We start from the raw sequence: 19,072 nt of genomic DNA on the forward strand, positions 1-19,072 counted from the left end.
TGCGAGGAGGTAGATAAAATGAAATTTGGCATGAGAAAACCAAGTATAAGGAAAAGTATAGCTGCCAGAACAAGTGTTAAGAGATTTATACGGCACAGTTTAGGTTTAAAAGCTCCGCGAGGTTATGGCTGGATGACTAACCCCAAGAAGTACATGTACAACAAGATATACAATAAAACAACTTTTAGCATATTTACTCTTTTGAAAAAGCTGTTTAAATGAGGAGCTGATTCAATGCCTAAGCTAAGCAAACTAATGCGGTTAGGAGTAGTAAGTATCCTTATTTTTGCTCTGATGGTAGGATGTACAACTGAACAATCTCAATTGAATAAAAAAACTGAAATTGTAGAAAAGCCAAGGTTAGAAGAAAAGGATGGTATTTCTTCCCCGACGAATAAGTCAGAACAAAGTTACAAAGAAAGTCTCATAAATAGCAATGGCAGAACAATAATCGAAAGAATAAAAGTGCCAGAAGGATATGAAAGAGTTGAAGTTCCAAGAGGGTCTTTTGCTGAATACTTGAGGAATCTGCCACTCAAGCCCCATGGCACAAAGGTAAAGTACTATAATGGTGAAGAAAAACCAAACGACGTATATGTTGCAGTAATTGACATGGATGTTGGTACAAGAGATTTGCAGCAGTGTGCTGATGCTGTCATAAGGCTCTATTCAGAGTATCTTTATAAGAACAGACAATATGACAAAATTCACTTTAACTTCACAAATGGCTTTAGAGCTGATTTTAAAAAATGGATGCAAGGCTACAGAATCAAAGTTGAAGGGAACAAAACTTATTGGATTAAAGTTGCTGGATATGATGATAGTTATGAGTGTTTCAGAAAATATCTTGATATGGTATTTGCATATGCTGGGACGTTGTCACTTTCTCAAGAAATGAAAAGAGTGCCATTGAGTGATTTGCAAATTGGAGATGTATTTTTAAAAGGTAGCGACCCTGGTCATTGCGCTATTGTGGTTGATGTGGCCCAGAATCCGAAGACAGGTGAGAAGATATTCTTGCTTGCACAAAGCTATATGCCAGCCCAAGACATTCACATCTTGAAAAACCCAGCAAATGAAGATAGCAACCCCTGGTATTCAATAAACTTTGGAGATATTTTAGTAACCCCAGAGTGGCAGTTTACAAAAGATCAGGTATATAGATTTGGGGAGTAGAGAGATGAGCTGAATATCCAAGAACATTTAGCTTTTGTACCCATTTTGTTTCCATGCGACACGTTTAAAATTTGAATGATAGAAAGACCAAAGTTTTTCTGAGTAATTTAAAAAAATTTAGTTTAAAAGATTATAATAATTCTTTCTTCATTGAGATATAAACACAAATATTTCAAGCTCATCGATACAGTTAATTTTAATATATCTATTTTACTAAGTTATGGTATAATGTAAATAAGATAGTAATTTTATGCTTTTTATATTAGTTTGTTAGAGAAAATAACGTATACTGTCTAATAAAGCCGAATTTTGTTTGTCGAAGGAGGTAATAACAGTTGAAAATAACAATGTAAAAAGGTATAATTTTAACTAAGTGATGTTGAATGTTACTAAGTGTGCAAAAAGTTAAAGAGATATATGGCATCAGCCGAAGAACACTAATAAACTGGGAAAAGGAAGGGTTAATAACACCTCTCAGGACACCGAAGGGAAGGAGAAGGTATAAAAAAGAAGACATAGAAAAGCTACTTGGTATGATAGAGGAAAAACCAAAACCAACCGTTGTTTTGTATGCAAGAGTCTCCACTAAAAAGCAAGAAGAGTACCTTAAAAACCAAATTAGGAGACTTGAAGAATACGCAAAGTCTAAAGGTTGGCAGTATGAAGTTATATCTGAAATAGCCAGCGGAGTCAATGAAAACAGGAGAGGACTATTAAAACTTTTGAACAAAATCAAAAGAGGAGAAGTTGCAAAAGTTGTAATAGAGTATCCAGACAGACTTGCAAGGTTTGGATTTGAGTATCTTAAGTTTTTCATGGAGAGTTTTGGGGTAGAACTTGTAGTGTTAAATGACAGAGAAAACGAAGAAGATATAAACAGAGAACTGGCAGAGGACTTAATAGCGATAGTAACATCTTTTGCAGCGAGGATTTATGGGCAAAGAGGTGCCAAAAAGCATGGTAACAGTTCAGGCGAAGTTAGTGTTCGATAGAGAGGAAGACAAAAAGGCAGTATTAGACCTTATGAGAAGATGATCCTCTTGTATGAGGTATGCGTATAAGAGACTACTGGAAGGACACAAGAGGAATGAACTTAAAAAGCAACTCCAGGGGATTTTCAACCTGAACTCTCGATATGTCGATGATGCGATAATGAAAGCAAACAGCGTTTTAAAGTCCTACAAAGAGAGAGGAGAAAATCCAAGAAAGGTTATTTTTGGTGGCAGGGAGTTGTTTGAAAAGCTCCAAAAGAGACATATAAACGGCAGGGCATACAGGAAACTTCAACGAGAGTGGAAGGAGAAAAGAAAAGGGAATCTGTATTCAAGAGGAGACAGGAGCAAAAAGGGGAATCTCAATACAAGGATTGAGATAGATGAAGATTGTACAAGACTTAGAATCAACGTAGGAGAAAGGGAATATGTATATGCAAGGATACAGCCTGGATGGAAAGTAAAAGCTGGAACGTACACAGACAGGAATCAACTTCTGCAGTCAATAAGCATCTCAGGAGAACCCTACTCTGTAGAACTGAAACTCAAAAACGGTGTAGTATATGCCTACTTCACCGTTGAAGAAGTTTTCCCACAGCCTGCGATAACGAGAGCGAATGGAGTTATAGGGATAGACACTAACGCATATCCAAAGAATGTTGCATGGGCAGAAACAGATGAGTACGGACAGCTTCTGGGATATGGCAAGGTAGCAATGCCAGGGCTTGAGAGTGGGAGCTCAAGCAAGAGAGAGTATTACAGGTGGCAGTATGCACACATGATAGTACAGATGGCGAAAGAGAAGCAAAAAGCCATAGTGATTGAGAGTCTTAGCATACAGGACAGGGGCAAAAGAGGAGATTTTTCAGGAAGAAAATCGAGGCGGATAAGGCACTGTTTTGGATACAGGTTGCTTTTGGAGAAGATAAAACTTTTAGCAAAGCGAGAAGGGATAGAGGTTGTAGAAGTGAACCCTGCATACACTTCTGTGATAGGAATTCTAAAGTATGCACCGCAGTATATGGTAAGCAAGGATGTGGCAGCAGCGTATGTAATAGCAAGAAGAGGATTAGGACTGAAAGAAAGAGTACCGTACAACTACATAGCATTCCTCAGTAGACTTGACGTAAACAACATGGAAGAACTGAAGGAACACGTAAAGAAGGTAGTTAAAAACCCATACGTTAGGAAAATACAGCTCAAAAAGATAGATAGGGCAATAAAAATATTACAAAGCCCTGGGAGTGAGTCAGGAAGGGTATCAGGGCCTCTGGGTGGAACAAGTTCTGATACCTGTAGTAAATGCTACAATTCCTGGCGAGTTCTCAGGGTAGCGGTGGTAACGCCACTCTCCCCTGACAGAGTCCTGCGTGATATGTCTGTCTTGAAATCGCTTTTGATTTCAGGGCAAGTGGGGAGACCCGGCTAAAAAGGGCGCAAGTTCCTGCTTCTTGGGGCAGGGGCTATAGCTTTCCCAAAAACCGCCTGCTGGGGCTGGGAAAGCTTGAAAGGCGGACTACAAATACCCCAGCCACCAAACTTGTGCTAGTTTGCACAGTTTGGTTGACCAGGTAAGAGATTGAAGTTAGCTTTTGATCTGCTTTTAGATTTATGGTACATATGGGTTTTGCTAATTATAAGCGCAATATTATCATTGTTGAGACCGAAAATAAAAGGAGCATTGGGTGAAAAATCAGTTTCGTTTTTTCTGGCTCGATTAGACCCTAAAAAGTATAAAGTTTTGAATAACCTTTTGATTAAAGTTGGTTCTAAAACAGTTCAAATAGATCATGTTGTTGTTTCAAATTATGGAATATTTGTTATTGAGACAAAAAACTATCAAGGGTGGATTTATGGAAATGAGTTTGACGAGTATTGGACGCAAGTCATTTATAAAAGAAAAGAAAAATTTTATAATCCAATCAGGCAGAACTATGGTCATATTCAGGCATTGAAAGAGATTTTAAAAGAGTTTGAAAATTTAAAGTTTATCTCTATAATTGTTTTCACGACAAAAGCAGAGCTAAAAGTAAAAGTTAAAACAGATGTGATATATACTGTTAAGTTGCTAAGAACAATAAAGAAATATAACCAGGAATGTCTAACTGATGAGCAGCGTGATGCAATTTACGAAAAGCTCAAATCAGCTAATATAAGTGACAGGAGAAACATGAGAGAACATGTGAGGAGTGTTAGAGCAAATAAAAAGAAGAAAACAATAAAGCTGTAAGGAGAGATTCTATATGTATCCGTCTTTGTTAGATGAGTTTTTTCAGAAAAACAGCCAGAGATTTAAAGATTCTATTATTTTCTTCAAAGGTTTTCCAACATGGGTTTATAAACATTTGTTTCAAAAGAATTTTTCAAATTTATCAGGAGAATACTTTTTGAACTCGAAAGGTTACATAGATGTAAAAAAATTTTTTGGCTATGACAAGAGAAAGTACACAAAGGAAATTTTAGGTAAAAGTGAAAGTATACAAATTTTATGGGGTTTTTACGAGGAACTCATTTATATTTCTACATTTTTGAGCCTTTCTCTATTTGGCAGAAAACCGCTTATTGTTAATAATAATCTTTTTAATATCTATTATCCAGTAGATATTGAATTGAGTGATGAAGAATATAGTTATTTGAAGCAAATACAAGAGAAAGAAGAAAGTCAACCTATTTTGCATCAAAGTCCTTTAGATATTTATTACCAATTCTATGCGGACATAAAAAAGAATAAAGATGTAACATTTGTTTCATATATTAATAAACATATAGATGAAGGATTTGAAGAAATAAATTTTTTTGATGAGATAGATTTTGATTATTCTATAGGAATTGCAGACAAGAATACTATAAGTGTTAATGATATTCAATATCAATTAGTAGTTAATAAAATTCAAAATGGTGAAATATTTGACGAGATTAAAATACAGTTAGAAGAAGAACATAATAAAAAACAGATTTCATCTTTTGTAAGTCTTTGTAGAAAGATAAATCAATCCGTAACTATAATTAAAGGGAATAAATTTTATAACAAAGAAGAGACTGCAAATAAATATCTTTATATTCTAAAAAAATATTGGGGAGAAGAAAGTGAATTTCGAGAATTAAAATTTTATAAAGATCCTGATAAAAGCCTTGAACTTGAAACAATAAGTCAAGGGCATATAATTTCGGAAATAATAAGCCAATGCGAAAAAGCTTATAATAATGATGATTCGTATAATGATATTTTTATTACAGCTCCAACTGGTTCAGGTAAATCATTGTTGTTCCAAATCCCAGCTATTTATTTAGCAGAAAAAAAGAATGCAGTCACGATTATTGTGTCTCCACTTATTTCATTAATGAGAGACCAAGTTGAAAGTTTGAAAGATAATGGTGTTAATTTTGCAGAAACAATAAATTCTCAAGTAACTTATAGTGAAAAAGAAATTATTATTCAAAAGTTAAAAGATGGTGAAATCTCAATAATATATCTTTCCCCAGAATTTTTACTTTCTTCACCAATTGAAACGTTAATAGGAAATAGAAAACTTGGTTTGTTTGTGATTGATGAGGCTCATTTAGTTACTACATGGGGCAGAGATTTTAGAGTGGATTATTGGTATTTAGGAGACTATATTAAAAAACTTAGAGAATTACTTAATATGAAATTTCCTGTAGTGTGCTTAACAGCTACTGCTGTATATCAAGGACCAGATGACATGGTCTTAGAGACCGTTGAAAATCTCAATTTGAGAAAGTGTAAATATTATTTAGGACCTGCTAAGAGGGAGAATATTGAGTTTGAGATAAAATATCATAAGGATTTAGTTGGATCACATGATAGGTTTAAAATAGAAAGGGCTAAAGAGAGAATAGAGGAATTTTTAGAACGTAAAGAGAAATCAGTGATATATTGTCCTTATACTACACATGTTGAGAGCATTTATAATGAACTTGATGCTAAATATAAACATTTTGTTGGAAAATATTATGGAGACTTAGACAAGCTTACAAAGAATGATAATCAAGTGGAATTCAAAGAAGGCGTAAAAAAGATTATGATTTGCACAAAAGCTTTTGGTATGGGTGTCGATGTAAAGGACATAGTGAATATATATCACTATGCTCCAACAGGCAATTTAGCTGATTATGTGCAAGAAATTGGTAGAGCAGCAAGAAATCCAAAATTAGTTAAAGGAAAAGCAATAATTGATTTCACTCCCAAGGATCTTCGCTATATAAGGACATTATATGGTTTATCTGCTATAAGACAATATCAATTGAAAGAGATGATGAGAAAACTCTGTGAAATTTATGATGAAAAGAAGGTTAGAAATATACTTGTTTCACCTGAGGCATTTTCGTATATTTTTTCAAATGAAAGTGACTTAGAAAATAAAGTTAAAAGTGGACTAATGCTTATATCAAAGGATTTATATCAAAAATATCAATATCCAGTATTGTTTGTAAGACCACGTGGATTATTCTCACATAATTATATTCATGTCCCATATTCAATTGTAAGTGATTTTGAAGTCATATTCGGCAAATATTTAACTGAAATAAAAATTGATAATACAAGAGTGATTCCTTCTAATGATAAATTAAATGGAGACACCAAAATTATAGATTCAGGGAAAGTCTTTGAAATAAATTTAGCTAAGTTGTGGGAAGAAAAATATTCTAATAAGACATTTGCTGAGTTCAAACGAGAATTTTTTGAAGGGACGTTATTCGAGTTCAGTGATAAAATAGCACCAAGAGTTAGGTTTAGAGTCGTATATAAATATGATTTTGATGATATCATAAAGCAAATGGAATATGTAATGGAAAAATTAGTTTGTATATTTGATGAACTGAAAACAGGGCGTGGGGATAAATTATTTACGTCAAGTGATTTTTTAGAACTATTTAAAAAGTATTTGAGTGATTTCAATGTTAACACATATATTGCTAATCTGATTCTACAATTATTTTTAGTAAATGAAGAAGATAAATTAGATGCTTTTACTTATAATGCAACTGATTTTAAGTTTATTCAGCATGAGGTAGATGCAAAAAGCGGAGAGAAAAGATATAGGGTATGTAGTTATAAATATCGTAACATAAAAAGTCATTGTATAAGATTACTTCTCGGAATGAAACCTGATAGATCTATAAGTTCAAAAATTTATGAAAAGTATTTACCAGTCTCAAAAGGTGAATGGTCAAAAGATAACAAAGATGTGTCGGAGTTTATTAAAATTGCATCCCTATTAGAAATATTCAAGCTTGCGAGCTATGAAGTTTTTGGTGGCAGGAATATTGAACTCTTCATAAGAATAAATGATCCTCAGAAACTGAAATATTTAGCTAATAATCCAAGGTATACTAATAGCATTTTGAGTGATATCGAAAGAAGAAGAAAGAAATCTGAGCAAATATTGACTGAATTCTTTTCTAAGCAAATAGATAATAAGACAAGGTGGGATATTATAGAGTTATACTTTTTAGGAAAGATGGATGAAGTAGAAAATCTTTTAAGTCAATATAAGTCTGAAATTTAGCAACGTTAGGCAAAACAATGATAGAATTTAAAAAGCAATCTTTAGTTTAATTTATTGTTGTGTTGTTATAATGAAATCAAAATCATATACAATAAAAGACCATCTAACTACTTCACTTCTTCCTTCCACCGACTACATTGATGTAAACAGGTCAACGCACCCTGATATCATTATACCACAGTTGAAATATTTCAGAACATGATGACAGGCTAATCCTGCTGAATTTTTAGGCCAAACTTAAGACAAAATTATTCTTTTGTTACAAATTCTTTCCACTCGCACTATAATAGCCTTAAAATACACCTAATTTGCAACAATATTTACAAATAAAACCATAACAAAAATCAAAAAATAACTCTCCACAGAAACTTTGTTAATTTTATAAATTTATGTGGTAATATATGTATTAGTATGCTAAAAGTTTTTGACATCCTCTTACAGGGGGTGGAAGTTCTCTATGCTTAATGATAAGATTTATCCTGGTTGCAAATTATATCATAGGGGAAATTATATAAGGGACAAAGAAAGTTCTTATGGTGAAGTTATTGTGGTTGATTTTGATGGAGAGTACATAAAATGTAAAACTTCTAAAGGGATAAAAGTGTTCAGAGTTGATTCAATAGGGAAAAATCTTTTCTTTTCGGAGGATGAGATTAGTGATGTAGTAATGTTAACAGGGGAAAGTCATATTCCATTAGATGAGTTAAAATATTATATCAACGATGAAAAAGATAAGATTTTTATTGAAGAAAAAACATTTTTTGATAATGTAAAGTCAAAGTTACAGGAGGAATATAAAAAAGTTTCTGAAGAATTTGAACTTTTAAAATATGGCTTTAACGATTTCTCTGATAGCTTTACAAATTCTTTTGATAAATATACAGCAGTCTTGCAAAGATAAAGACGAAATTGCAGGAGGCCATTAATAAACCTTATTTTGCACGATTAGATTTATCAAATTATAATTTAAACACCATATATATTGGAGACAGAGCTTTACCTGAGGTGGACAAGAAAATTGTAGATTGGAGAGAACCCGTTTGCCAGGTTTATTATTTACAAAACCGTGTTCTTTTTGAAAAATATGGAGTGGAGTTAATAAGAAAATTTGATATCTACCAAGGGAGTTTTTGTGGTTATTATGATAGCTATATTAGAGGGATAGACATACTGAGAGACAAGCATGAGATTGTTGATGAATTTTTACTTGGTATCATAAAAAAGCAAAGAGAGAATCCTGTAATTCATGATATAATTCAGACTATTCAAGATATCCAGTACAAGATTATCAGCGAAAAATCGAATAAAAATATTATTGTATTAGGTTGTGCTGGTTCAGGAAAAACAATGGTTTTAGTTCACCGATTGTCTTATCTGCTTTATAATAATAAAGATCTGTCAAATTCAAAAATTAAAATTATTACACCAAACAAAAATCTCAACGTAGAACTAGATCAACTTGCTCAGAAGTTGGAATTATCTAATATACCACGCTATACATTGGAAGAGTATTGGCTTGACTTGATTAGAAGATACTGTAAGTTACATAGAATCTATAAAATTCCTTCTTTAGAGTCTCTCAAATATGATGTAGATATGCTGGAAGATGATGATAATATAGATCCAAATGTGAGAGATGAAATAAGAAAAATAGATTTTTCATCCGAGTACAGAAAATTTGAAGAAAATGAGTACGACTTAATTGTTTTACGGGATGTAGTAAGGAAATTTGTTTCCGAGAAAGAAATTATTAATTGTAGAGACAGAAGAGAGTTTTTAAACTATTTTCAAAGCAAGTTTTCAGAATTAATCGAAGCAATTGAAATACCGAAAAAGCTATATAATGAGAATAAAAAATTTAACTTGGTTAGCGAATTCAAAAAAAGAGCACTGAGGTTAAACAGAACAGAAATGGAATTTTTAAATGATATTGATATAGCCTTAAGGAAACTGACGGAGTTAAAAGAGAATGGAAAAATAGCAGGTAATGGAAGTGTGATTGAGAGTATAATTTCTAAATTAAATATTGTAGAAGAACTTATCATATCTAAAACAATATACTCTAATCTTGACAAAATAAGCTTTACATTTGAGGAAGAAAATTTCCTTAACGAAAATGCTTATTTTGGCATGAAACATGTGAAAGAAGAGGTTTACAAGGATAGAAAAGGTAATAGAACCTTTATACTGCTATCGCCGTTTAGCTATTTTAAGCAGGAACTTATAGATAAAAAGCGTGCTTTTGATGAGATTCAAACAGTATTTGAGACATTTAAAAAGTACATGGTAGATACATTGAATTATGAAGAAAAAGAAATAACTCTTAGTCAAGTGGAGGATTTCATTATAGATTTTTACAATTTAAATGCTATTGTATTGTCCTTAGCTGATTTTTTAGAGGGCAAAGAATTGAGTTATTTTACATTTATATGGAAATGTTTTATTGAGCAAATTAAGAACAAATACAAAATCCCCTTGGAGAAAAAGTATCAATTTGAATTGTATGCCCTATTGGAAGTTTTGTATCACAAATTTGGTGAACTACCTGAAGCAGACAAATATCTTTTTATCGACGAAGCCCAGGATTTATTGGCAAAAGAGATTATGCTGACAGCAAAAGTCAATGGTATGCCATTTATCAATGCGTTTGGAGACAAATTGCAAAAGACACGATTAATAAACCAGGAATACTTTTTTGAGAATTTAGATGGAAACAATTATGATATTTATGAGCTGGATGTAAACTACAGAAATAGCAAGCAGATTACAGAGTATATCAATAAAAGATGTTCTTTAAGTATGAAGTCTATTGGGTTAGATGGAGTTGTTGAAGTAATTGAGTTTTCTAAGTTGAGCACTTTAGCTTTTCATGATCTTCTTAAAAGAATGAATAGCAGAAGAAAAGTTTTGATCTTAAAAGATTTAAATGCATTAGAGAAACTCAAAAATAAAGTGAACATTAATATGGAAGAAGTCAATGTTATATTCGATTCCCGCAGAAGTTTTTCAGAAAACAAGCTGAATATCTTAAATATAAAAAGTGCAAAAGGTTTAGAATTTCCTGAAGTAATAGTTTTTGACTATAACCTTCAACTGAATGAGTTGTATATTGCTTGTTCTCGAGCCTTGGAAAAATTAATTGTAATTGAGTATAGATAAAAAACTTTTATTATTTATCTCGAGTAAAGTAGTTTAAAATTAAATTGGTAATTTTAACGAATACATAATGAAAATAGAAGGTAATTGAGCAAGAAGAAAATAATTAATTTAAAAATGGAGGAATGCACTATGTATTTAAATGAAAATGATATTGAGAAACTTGAAAAGAGATTTTACGAAGATGACTTCAATGAATATCTTGAGAAAATTATAAAAATGGATATGATAGAAAAAGACTTTGTAAAAGATATTGCAGAAATAGTTTTGACAGAAGGATATGATTCATTATCAGAAAATCAAAGGAGAGCTTTTATATTTTATGCTATTAAACCAAATTACAAGAAAAAATGTAATAAATGTGGTACTGAAATTCTATGGTCAGAGATGATAGAAGCTGTAAAGACGGGTCTATGTGGGTATTGTTTGCATATATTTCAGAAAGATAAGGAAAGATAAGTTCTTATTTTACTCATATAATATCTCATGTTATGTTCATTTACAGATTCTGAACTTAGAAGTGCTATTATAGGGACAAATTAGTAGTTATCTAAAATGGTTATAATGAGCAAAGGAGTAGCTATTAGTCGATATTTTTAAAGAAAGAGGAGATTTTTTAACGATTTATTGAAAGTAGTTAGGAAAAAATTGAGCGGGTGAAAAGAAGAACATTCTCCATACGGGCGAAGAACCTGCAAGAAAGCATAGCTTTGTGTCCACGCCATGGTAGATGGAACGAGGGAATTGAGGGCTAAAAAATGAGAACCTGAGAGACATGAGAGGGTAAACGCTATGGTTTTGGGTGGACAAAAACCCGCCGTAATATGGTACAAGATAAATACGTGAAATAGGTTAAGTTTAATCTTAGCGTGGCAAATTAAAGTAATAATAGTAATTATAAGCATATAATTATTCATTTCGAGAATGAAATTTGAAGAAATAAGGAGATATTTTGAGAAAATCAAAAATACATTGAGAAAGAAGGAGGAAAAAATCTGAACAGATATTAACGGAATTTTTTTCAAAACAAATTGACACGAAGACAAGATGGGATATTATTGAGTTGTATTTTTTAGGCAAGATGGATGAGGTTGATTATTTATTGAGCCGGTTTAAATATGTGGAATAACCTAAATAATTCATTTTTAATTTTCCATTTCTTTACAGTTTCATGCATAAAGATGTTTACCATTTACTGAAGCATTGTTATAATTAAATAAAAGATAATTGTCACCAGAGTTTGAAAAATAAGAGCAAATCCAAACATAACAATTTAAAAAATAATTTCAAATTAAAACCTCTAAATTTGAGTTTAAACTTTCTAAGTAAACTATTGTTAGAAAAATTTAAATTCACTGGAGGTAGTCTCTCATGAAAACTCTCTTCGATCTTTGTAAACCAAGAGAAGATGTATTTACCACAAGAAGCTCAGAAGATGTTCAGGAAATCTCGGACCTTCTTTCTGACAAAATCAACCCGGAAAAGTTTTTCGAACAAACGTACATAACAAACGGTATGAGAAGATTATTTGATGTTGCGTTCAAAAGATTTAGTGGAATTGACGATGAACAAGGTGTAATTGTTCTGCGACAGGCAATGGGTGGCGGCAAGACCCATAATATGATTGCACTGGGTCTTTTGGTAAAATACCCTGAACTCAGAAAAAAGATTTTGGGCGAAAATCACCCATATATGTACACAGGCAGAATAAGACTTGCAGTATTTACTGGGCGGTGGACAAATTCTATTCCGTGGGTAGAGATTGCCAATCAACTGGGCAAGCAGGAGGTTTTGAACAAGTCTCTTCAGAACCATATGTTTGCACCGGGTGATAGAGAGTGGACTGAGCTTCTTGCAGGAGATCCGCTTTTGATATTGCTTGATGAGCTTCCGTTATATCTTGAGTATGTCCAGAGTATCCCGGTTGGTGAGAGCAACTTTGGAAAGGTTGTTTCAATTGGGCTTTCGAATCTTTTTAATAGCATTCAGAAAAAAGAACTTTCAAACGTAATGGTAGTTGTTGCAGACCTTCAGGCAGCGTATGAACAAGGTGGGAAGCTTTTACAAAGTGCTTTAGCAACAGAACTTGACAAAGAAGCAACCCGTGTTGCCTCTTCTATCCAGCCGGTTGATATGGTTACAAATGATGTGTACTGTATTTTGAGAAAGAGGTTTTTCAAGGAGTGTCCACAAAACCCTGAAAATGACCCAAATGTAGAAGAGATTGCAAGAGCCTACAAAGAGGTTATTGAAGAGGGTAATAAAAAAGGACAGACTACAGTTGAGCCTGAGAGAATTTACACTGAGATAAAGAGGACATATCCGTTTCATCCTGCAATAATGGAGCTTGTTAGCAGGTTCAGAGAAAATGTCAATTTTCAGCAAACACGAGGACTTATTCGTCTTATGAGGCATTACATAAGATACCTTTATCGTGAAGAAGGAGCACTTGCAAAGCAGAAGTATCTAATTGAACCATACGACTTTGACCTGAGCGATTACAATACACGCGAAGAGATTACAAACATAAAGCAGAGTTTAGAAAATGCTGTTATGCACGATGTTTATTCAACAGCTCATATTACAACTGCAAAGGCTATTGACCAAAAGTACAATACTAACTTAGCAAGTGAAGTTGCAAAACTGATTTTGCTGTCTTCGCTGTCTGAAATTACAAAATCTCCGTTAGGTCTTACAACAAGTGAGCTTTTTGCATATATGAGCTCTCCAAACAAAGATTTAAGCAGTCTTGCGAACATAATTGAAGAATTTAAGCAAAATTCATTGCATACAAGAATAGATGCAAATGATAGAATATATCTCACGCCAATGGAAAATGTAATTGCGCGTATGAGAAAGTTCAAAAGTATGTATACATTAGATGAAGCGGAGGCAGTGTTAGAGAGGCTTCTTTATGAGTATTTCTCACCAAGGAATCTAAACTGCTATCAAAAGGTGTACCAGAAAATCATCGCCTTACCAAATGATATATCCAAAATCAATGTGGATATGAATAGTGTAATATTGGTTATTTCAAAGCCTTATGACTCAAAAGGTTCTCTTAACCCTGCGTTAGAAGGTTTTTGGCAAAATCAAACATACAAAAATAGACTTCTCTTTTTGACAGGCTCTACTACCATGTATAATACGCTTTTAGAGAGAATAAGAGAGTATATGTGTTGGGAAAACGTGCTAAATGAGCTCAGAAAAGAGGGTGTTCCAGAGACTGACACAGAATATCAACGAGCAGAAAATGAACAGAGCAAGATGAAAACTGCGGTTTTAGAAGTCTTGAGAGAGACTTTTAACAAGATTTACTATCCACAGAGGCCATATACTAAACAAAACGCTGAACTTATTCCTGAAGATTTAAAATATCTGCCAGCGAGTGAAAATAGTGATTCTCAAGGTGCAAAAGGGATAGACGGAGTTAGAGCTCTTCTTGGCAACAATCGAGATGGAGAGATTGTCATTCAAAAAGTGTTGCTTAACAAAAAGTATATAGAAGTAAATGACATTGATGAATTTCGCGAAAAGGTAGAAAATCTTTTGTTCACAAGAGAATCAATGAGCTGGAACGAGATTATTGAAAGAGCAGCGCGAGATGCAAGGTGGTTCTGGCATCCACCAGAGGCCCTGGAGAATTTAAAGTGCGAGATGCTTTCGAAAGGCCTGTGGAAAGAAAGTGGAGGGCTTATTTTAAGAGGTGAGGTAGCAAAGGACAAAACAACAGTAAAAGTTCATTTTGTATCTCCTGACTTTGACACAGGTGAAGTAGTTTTAAAACTCATACCAATGTTTGGTGATGTTGTACATTATGAAGAAGGTGATAAGGAAGTATCAGAGAACTCACCGGTTGTGCCAAATGTCAATGAGTTCAGGACAAAAGTAGTAAAGCTTAGTTTTCTTTGCATTGATTCCACAGGGTATCATCCAAAAGGTGATGTTGTAAAATACGTGTGCCCGATTTTAATTGATGATAATGTGAGGTTTACTGACCAAGAAGGAAGAGCTCATATAAAAGTTCGAACAGCACCACAGGCTATTGTGAAATATACAACGGATGGTACAAACCCGCGCTATGATGGGAAAATTGCTGAAAATGGTGATATTGTAATACCAGATGATGCAAAGGTTATTATTGTAGTTGCAGAAAAAGATGGCGTTTTTTCAGAGCAAAAGAATATTCCTGTGAAAAGAGATGTTACAGGAAATATAGTAATTAAGCAAATTGAACTTGATTATACAAAACATGTAAGATTAAAACTTTTAAATAAGAAGAAAATTCTAATTTATGGTTTAGAAGAACTTAAAAGAGAGATTGAACTTTTAAAAAATTGTAATGGGAAACTTGTCAATTACTCAATCGATGTATATAAAGATGATGATAACTATATTGTGCTAACATGCAAAAAACCACAAGGTACAAATCCTGAAGAAGTGTTTACACTTATTGAAAAAGTTAAGTCTGATTTTTATAACGAAGGTATTCAAAATGTCATAGGAGTTATTACAGAGCTCTTATTTGAAGATGCAAAAGACTTTGAAGAATGGATAAAGCAAAAAGGCAAGACGCTTAATGACTTCAAGGAGGCAATAACACAGAATGAGTAAATCTAAAAAGAAAGACGCTGCAGCCTCAATTGGCTTTGGATATGTACCATCTGAGACGCAACACCATTTTATGGTGGTAATTCCTCAAGGGAAGAACGAAACAGTAAAGGTGTATGAAAGATTTATATGGCAAGAGGGGAAGGAAGTACAAGATATTGATGAGAACAGTCCTCTTCACAACCAGCTCAAAGTAATTGTTCCTAAATGGCTGTGGCAAATAGTTGCACCGTATATTGCACAGGAGTTCAATTTTCGTCTTGAAAAGGAGGGTTTTAAGAAATCTAAGTGGAAAGTTGGGCAAAATCCCGTTCACAGACTTTTGGGGAAAGAACTTGTGGTTTTGCTCTGGGCACTGGAAGATTGCACTGATGATTCGCAGGTGCCTGTTGCAATTGTCAACTGGCAGGGCTTGCGACCAGAAGAGAGATGGTGGTTGTATGGTGTTACAAATGCTGCAACAGGCAGGGTAAATGACAGAAAAGGTTGGAGAATGGCACTAAAATATGCTTTGCTTGATAATCCAGTAAGTCAAAAACAAATTAAACAGCTTGACTTTGAAAGCATCAAAGAACAAAAAGTTATATATGAAGAGTAATACTGACAGAAATTCTTGACCTAAAAGGAGATGGAAGAAGATGGAGAAATCTTTTATAGAAGTTCAATTCCCAGTTTCAAAACTTTCAAAGGAGGCATTTAAAGAGCGAAAAGCAGGTGCAGGACAGACATTAACAGGACTTGGCAAATGGTGGGGCAGAAAACCTCTTGTGCTTGTGCGTGCACTACTTTTGGGAGTTCTTTTGCCTGCAACAGATGATCCAAAAAAAGATATGAAGATTTTTCTCAAGCTTATGGCTATGGACGAAGAAGGTTTAAAGCTGAGAAAAAAAAGCAGCATATCAGCAAGAGAGCTTTTTGAATTTGCAACAGAAGAAGAAAAAGCAAAATATTTCGATGTTACAGATGATGGAAAGATAAGCTACAAAAAAGATTTAAAAAAAGCTGAGAGAGAAGAATTTCAAGAAAGAATATTTAAAAGGATGCCATATGAACAGAAGCTAAGATATTGCAAGCGTCCCGAAGAGATAGAAAATCTACCCAAAAGCGCTTGGGATGAGATAAATGAACATCTCGGAACAAATGCATATTCGTATTCATCTCTTGTTGAAGAACTTGGCAAAAAAAGATTTGGACAGATTCCAACAGTTGGAGATTGTTTTTGCGGTGGTGGGAGTATTCCATTTGAAGCAGCAAGGCTGGGGTTTAGTGTTTTTGCATCAGACCTAAACCCTGTTGCGATGCTTCTTACATGGGCTGCTTTGAATCTTTTGAGCCTGCCCGAAGATGAGATTGAAAAACTAAAAGACTTTCAAAAAAGAGTATTTGAAGCAGCAGACAAGATTGTAACTCAGTGGCAGATTGAGCACAACTCAAAAGGGCATAGAGCAAATGCATATTTATACTGCGTTGAGACAATTTGTCCTGAATGTGGTTTCAAAGTACCTCTACTACCTTCTTCGGTAATTGGCAAAAATTCTAAAACTATTGCTGTGTTGCACGAAAACCCAGTTAAAAAAGGATTTGATATAGAAATCAAAATGAATGTCAGCCAATCAGAGCTTGAACAAGCAGCTAAAAATGGGACTGTGAAGAATGGTTATCTAATTTGTCCACATTGTAAAATGGAAACAAGTATTTCGTCAATTAGGGGAGATAAGGTTGATGAGAGCGGCAAAACAATTTGGGGGCTAAGACGCTGGGAAAAACATGAATTTATACCAAGAGAAGATGATGTTTTTCAAGAAAGATTGTATTGCATAAGATATGAGGATGAAAAAGGGCAAAGATACTACAAAGCCCCAGATGATGAGGATTTGGAAAGGGAAAGGAAAGTTATAGATCTTTTGAAAGAAAGATTTGATGAGTGGCAGCAAAAAGGGTATATTCCAAGTGATATGATTGAAGAAGGGGAGAAGACGAACGAACCTATACGAACACGTGGTTGGGCATATTGGCATCAGCTTTTCAATCCACGACAGTTACTTTTACATGGGCTTTTGATGGAGCTTATTGACAAAGAGGCAAGAACAAAAGAGGAGAAAATTGTGGGGTTGTTGGGGGTTAATAGGTGTTGTGATTGGAATTCCAAATTATGCCGCTGGGAAGGCGGATTTAATGAAATTAACAAACAAACATTTTATAATCAAGCATTTAACACTTTTTATATTTTTGGAATACGGTCTTTATGGTCTCTCAAAGAAATTTTCTGTTTTAATATAAACAATTGTAATTTAAAAAAATCAGTTTCATTGTTTTTACAAGACGCCCGCGACATAAATCAATCCTGCCACATTTGGATAACAGACCCACCTTATGCCGATGCAATAAACTACCATGAGCTATCAGAGTTCTTCTTAGCATGGGATAAGAAGTTTTTGAAAGAAGTTTTTCCAGATTGGTATACAGACAGCAAAAGGGCATTGGCAGTTCGGGGTGACCGCGAACTGTTTAAAGCAGCTTTTACAGAGATTCTTAAAAACATCGTTTCTAATATGCCTGAAAATGGCTATTTTGTCCTCATGTTTACACACCAGGACTCACAGGTTTTTGCAGACCTAACAGAAATTTTGCTCAGCTCAGGGCTTTTGTCTGTCAATGCATGGAGTATTGCAACAGAGACAGAGGACAATATGTCAGAGGGCAACTTTGTCCAGTCAACTGTGAGTGTTGTTCTAAAGAAGATTGATAGAACTCAACTTGAGCCTGTATTTATTGAAGAGCTGTATCCTTTTGGCAAAGAAGAGGTAGAAAGACAGATAAAGCTCATGTATGAGCTTGACAAAGATGAAGCAGAGCCTAATTTTAGTCCAACAGATTTGGAGCTGTCAGGCTACTATGCAGCATTGCGTGTTTTGACATCCTGCAATCTTAAAGCAACAAACCAGAAGATTAAAGAGTTTTTGGATTCCATGCGCGAATATGCAAGCAGCTACATAGTACCAGAAGGTTTGAAATACCTTGGGTTTGACCAAGATACCATTTATGAAATTTGGCGCAAGATGGAAAGCTATGAGAAGTTTTATATAAGAGGCATCGAGTTTGAAACAAGGGGCGAAAAAAGAATAGGTGCATATCAAGATGCTGCAAGGAGTCTTGGTGTTGCTGATTATGATGAACTTTTTGCAATAAAAAAATCAAATTCAGCAAGACTAAAGACAGCAAGCGAGCTTGGGCAGGAACTTCTTGATACCAAACATGCGTTTAGTACAACAATCTTGCGTTACTGTCTTTTCGCGATAAATAGCGCAATAAAAAAAGACCAGGAAATAAATGACACTGCCGAGGCGGTTGCACTTTCACATGAGATGTTAAAGACCAAACTTGGAACAAAATACTGGAACAACAAAACTAAGATAGAGATAATATTCAGATACCTTGCAAGGCTTGAGAAAATTGATGGCATGGAACACTGGCAAAACGACTCAAAAATAGCTTCATATCTTGCTGAGCGTGTGGCAAACGATAGACTGTAAAATTTAAAGCGAGAAGGAGGTGCCCAAAAAGGCAGTATCCTGCAGAAAAAGGGTGCGGGGTATTGCCTTTTTGTAA

At 34.1% G+C, this 19,072-nt stretch carries 11 protein-coding genes and 1 pseudogene; all 12 read left to right on the plus strand.

Annotation, left to right across the window (positions count from 1 at the left end; genetic code table 11):
* The first annotated feature begins 18 nt into the window (after window positions 1-18).
* The 12 genes and pseudogenes from CALKRO_RS05610 (at window position 19) to CALKRO_RS05665 (ending at window position 18,996) form a co-directional block, all read left to right on the plus strand.
* Window positions 19-222 carry a hypothetical protein gene (locus CALKRO_RS05610; protein ID WP_013403042.1) on the plus strand — a complete coding sequence of 68 codons (204 nt, stop codon included), beginning with the start codon at window positions 19-21 and terminating at the stop codon, window positions 220-222.
* A 12-nt stretch (window positions 223-234) separates the two neighbouring features.
* Window positions 235-1,176, plus strand: coding sequence for a DUF4846 domain-containing protein (locus tag CALKRO_RS05615; RefSeq protein ID WP_013430095.1), 942 nt, complete (start codon window positions 235-237; stop codon window positions 1,174-1,176).
* 383 nt (window positions 1,177-1,559) lie between these two features.
* The gene (locus CALKRO_RS05620) at window positions 1,560-2,168 is read left to right on the plus strand and encodes an IS607 family transposase (protein WP_013430096.1); all 609 of its coding nucleotides are present in this window, start codon (window positions 1,560-1,562) and stop codon (window positions 2,166-2,168) included.
* Window positions 2,134-3,597 (plus strand): annotated as a pseudogene (locus CALKRO_RS05625) (IS200/IS605 family accessory protein TnpB-related protein). Before CALKRO_RS05620 ends, CALKRO_RS05625 begins: the two are co-directional and overlap by 35 nt.
* A gap of 150 nt (window positions 3,598-3,747) precedes the next feature.
* Window positions 3,748-4,398 carry a nuclease-related domain-containing protein gene (locus CALKRO_RS05630; protein ID WP_013430098.1) on the plus strand — a complete coding sequence of 217 codons (651 nt, stop codon included), beginning with the start codon at window positions 3,748-3,750 and terminating at the stop codon, window positions 4,396-4,398.
* A 13-nt stretch (window positions 4,399-4,411) separates the two neighbouring features.
* Window positions 4,412-7,696: a DEAD/DEAH box helicase gene (locus CALKRO_RS05635; RefSeq protein WP_013430099.1), complete on the plus strand. Its 3,285-nt coding sequence runs from the start codon at window positions 4,412-4,414 to the stop codon at window positions 7,694-7,696.
* A gap of 457 nt (window positions 7,697-8,153) precedes the next feature.
* On the plus strand, window positions 8,154-8,597 hold the full coding sequence (locus tag CALKRO_RS05640; RefSeq protein WP_041741602.1) for a hypothetical protein: 444 nt from the start codon (window positions 8,154-8,156) through the stop codon (window positions 8,595-8,597).
* Between the two features lie 8 nt (window positions 8,598-8,605).
* Window positions 8,606-10,855 (plus strand): UvrD-helicase domain-containing protein, encoded by a 2,250-nt coding sequence (locus CALKRO_RS05645; RefSeq protein WP_041741604.1) that lies wholly within the window; start codon window positions 8,606-8,608, stop codon window positions 10,853-10,855.
* 129 nt (window positions 10,856-10,984) lie between these two features.
* Entirely contained in the window at window positions 10,985-11,311 is a 327-nt protein-coding gene (locus tag CALKRO_RS05650) for a hypothetical protein (RefSeq protein ID WP_013430100.1), read from the plus strand.
* Window positions 11,312-12,223: 912 nt separating this feature from the next.
* Complete coding sequence (locus tag CALKRO_RS05655; RefSeq protein ID WP_013430101.1) at window positions 12,224-15,466, plus strand: DUF499 domain-containing protein; 3,243 nt, start codon at window positions 12,224-12,226, stop codon at window positions 15,464-15,466.
* Entirely contained in the window at window positions 15,459-16,061 is a 603-nt protein-coding gene (locus CALKRO_RS05660; protein ID WP_013430102.1) for a DUF3780 domain-containing protein, read from the plus strand. The genes CALKRO_RS05655 and CALKRO_RS05660 overlap by 8 nt, the downstream gene beginning before the upstream one ends.
* Before the next feature lie 40 nt (window positions 16,062-16,101).
* Complete coding sequence (locus tag CALKRO_RS05665) at window positions 16,102-18,996, plus strand: anti-phage-associated DUF1156 domain-containing protein (RefSeq protein ID WP_013430103.1); 2,895 nt, start codon at window positions 16,102-16,104, stop codon at window positions 18,994-18,996.
* Window positions 18,997-19,072 lie beyond the last annotated feature (76 nt).

The organism is Caldicellulosiruptor kronotskyensis 2002 (assembly GCF_000166775.1).
GTDB classification, from domain to species: domain Bacteria; phylum Bacillota; class Thermoanaerobacteria; order Caldicellulosiruptorales; family Caldicellulosiruptoraceae; genus Caldicellulosiruptor; species Caldicellulosiruptor kronotskyensis.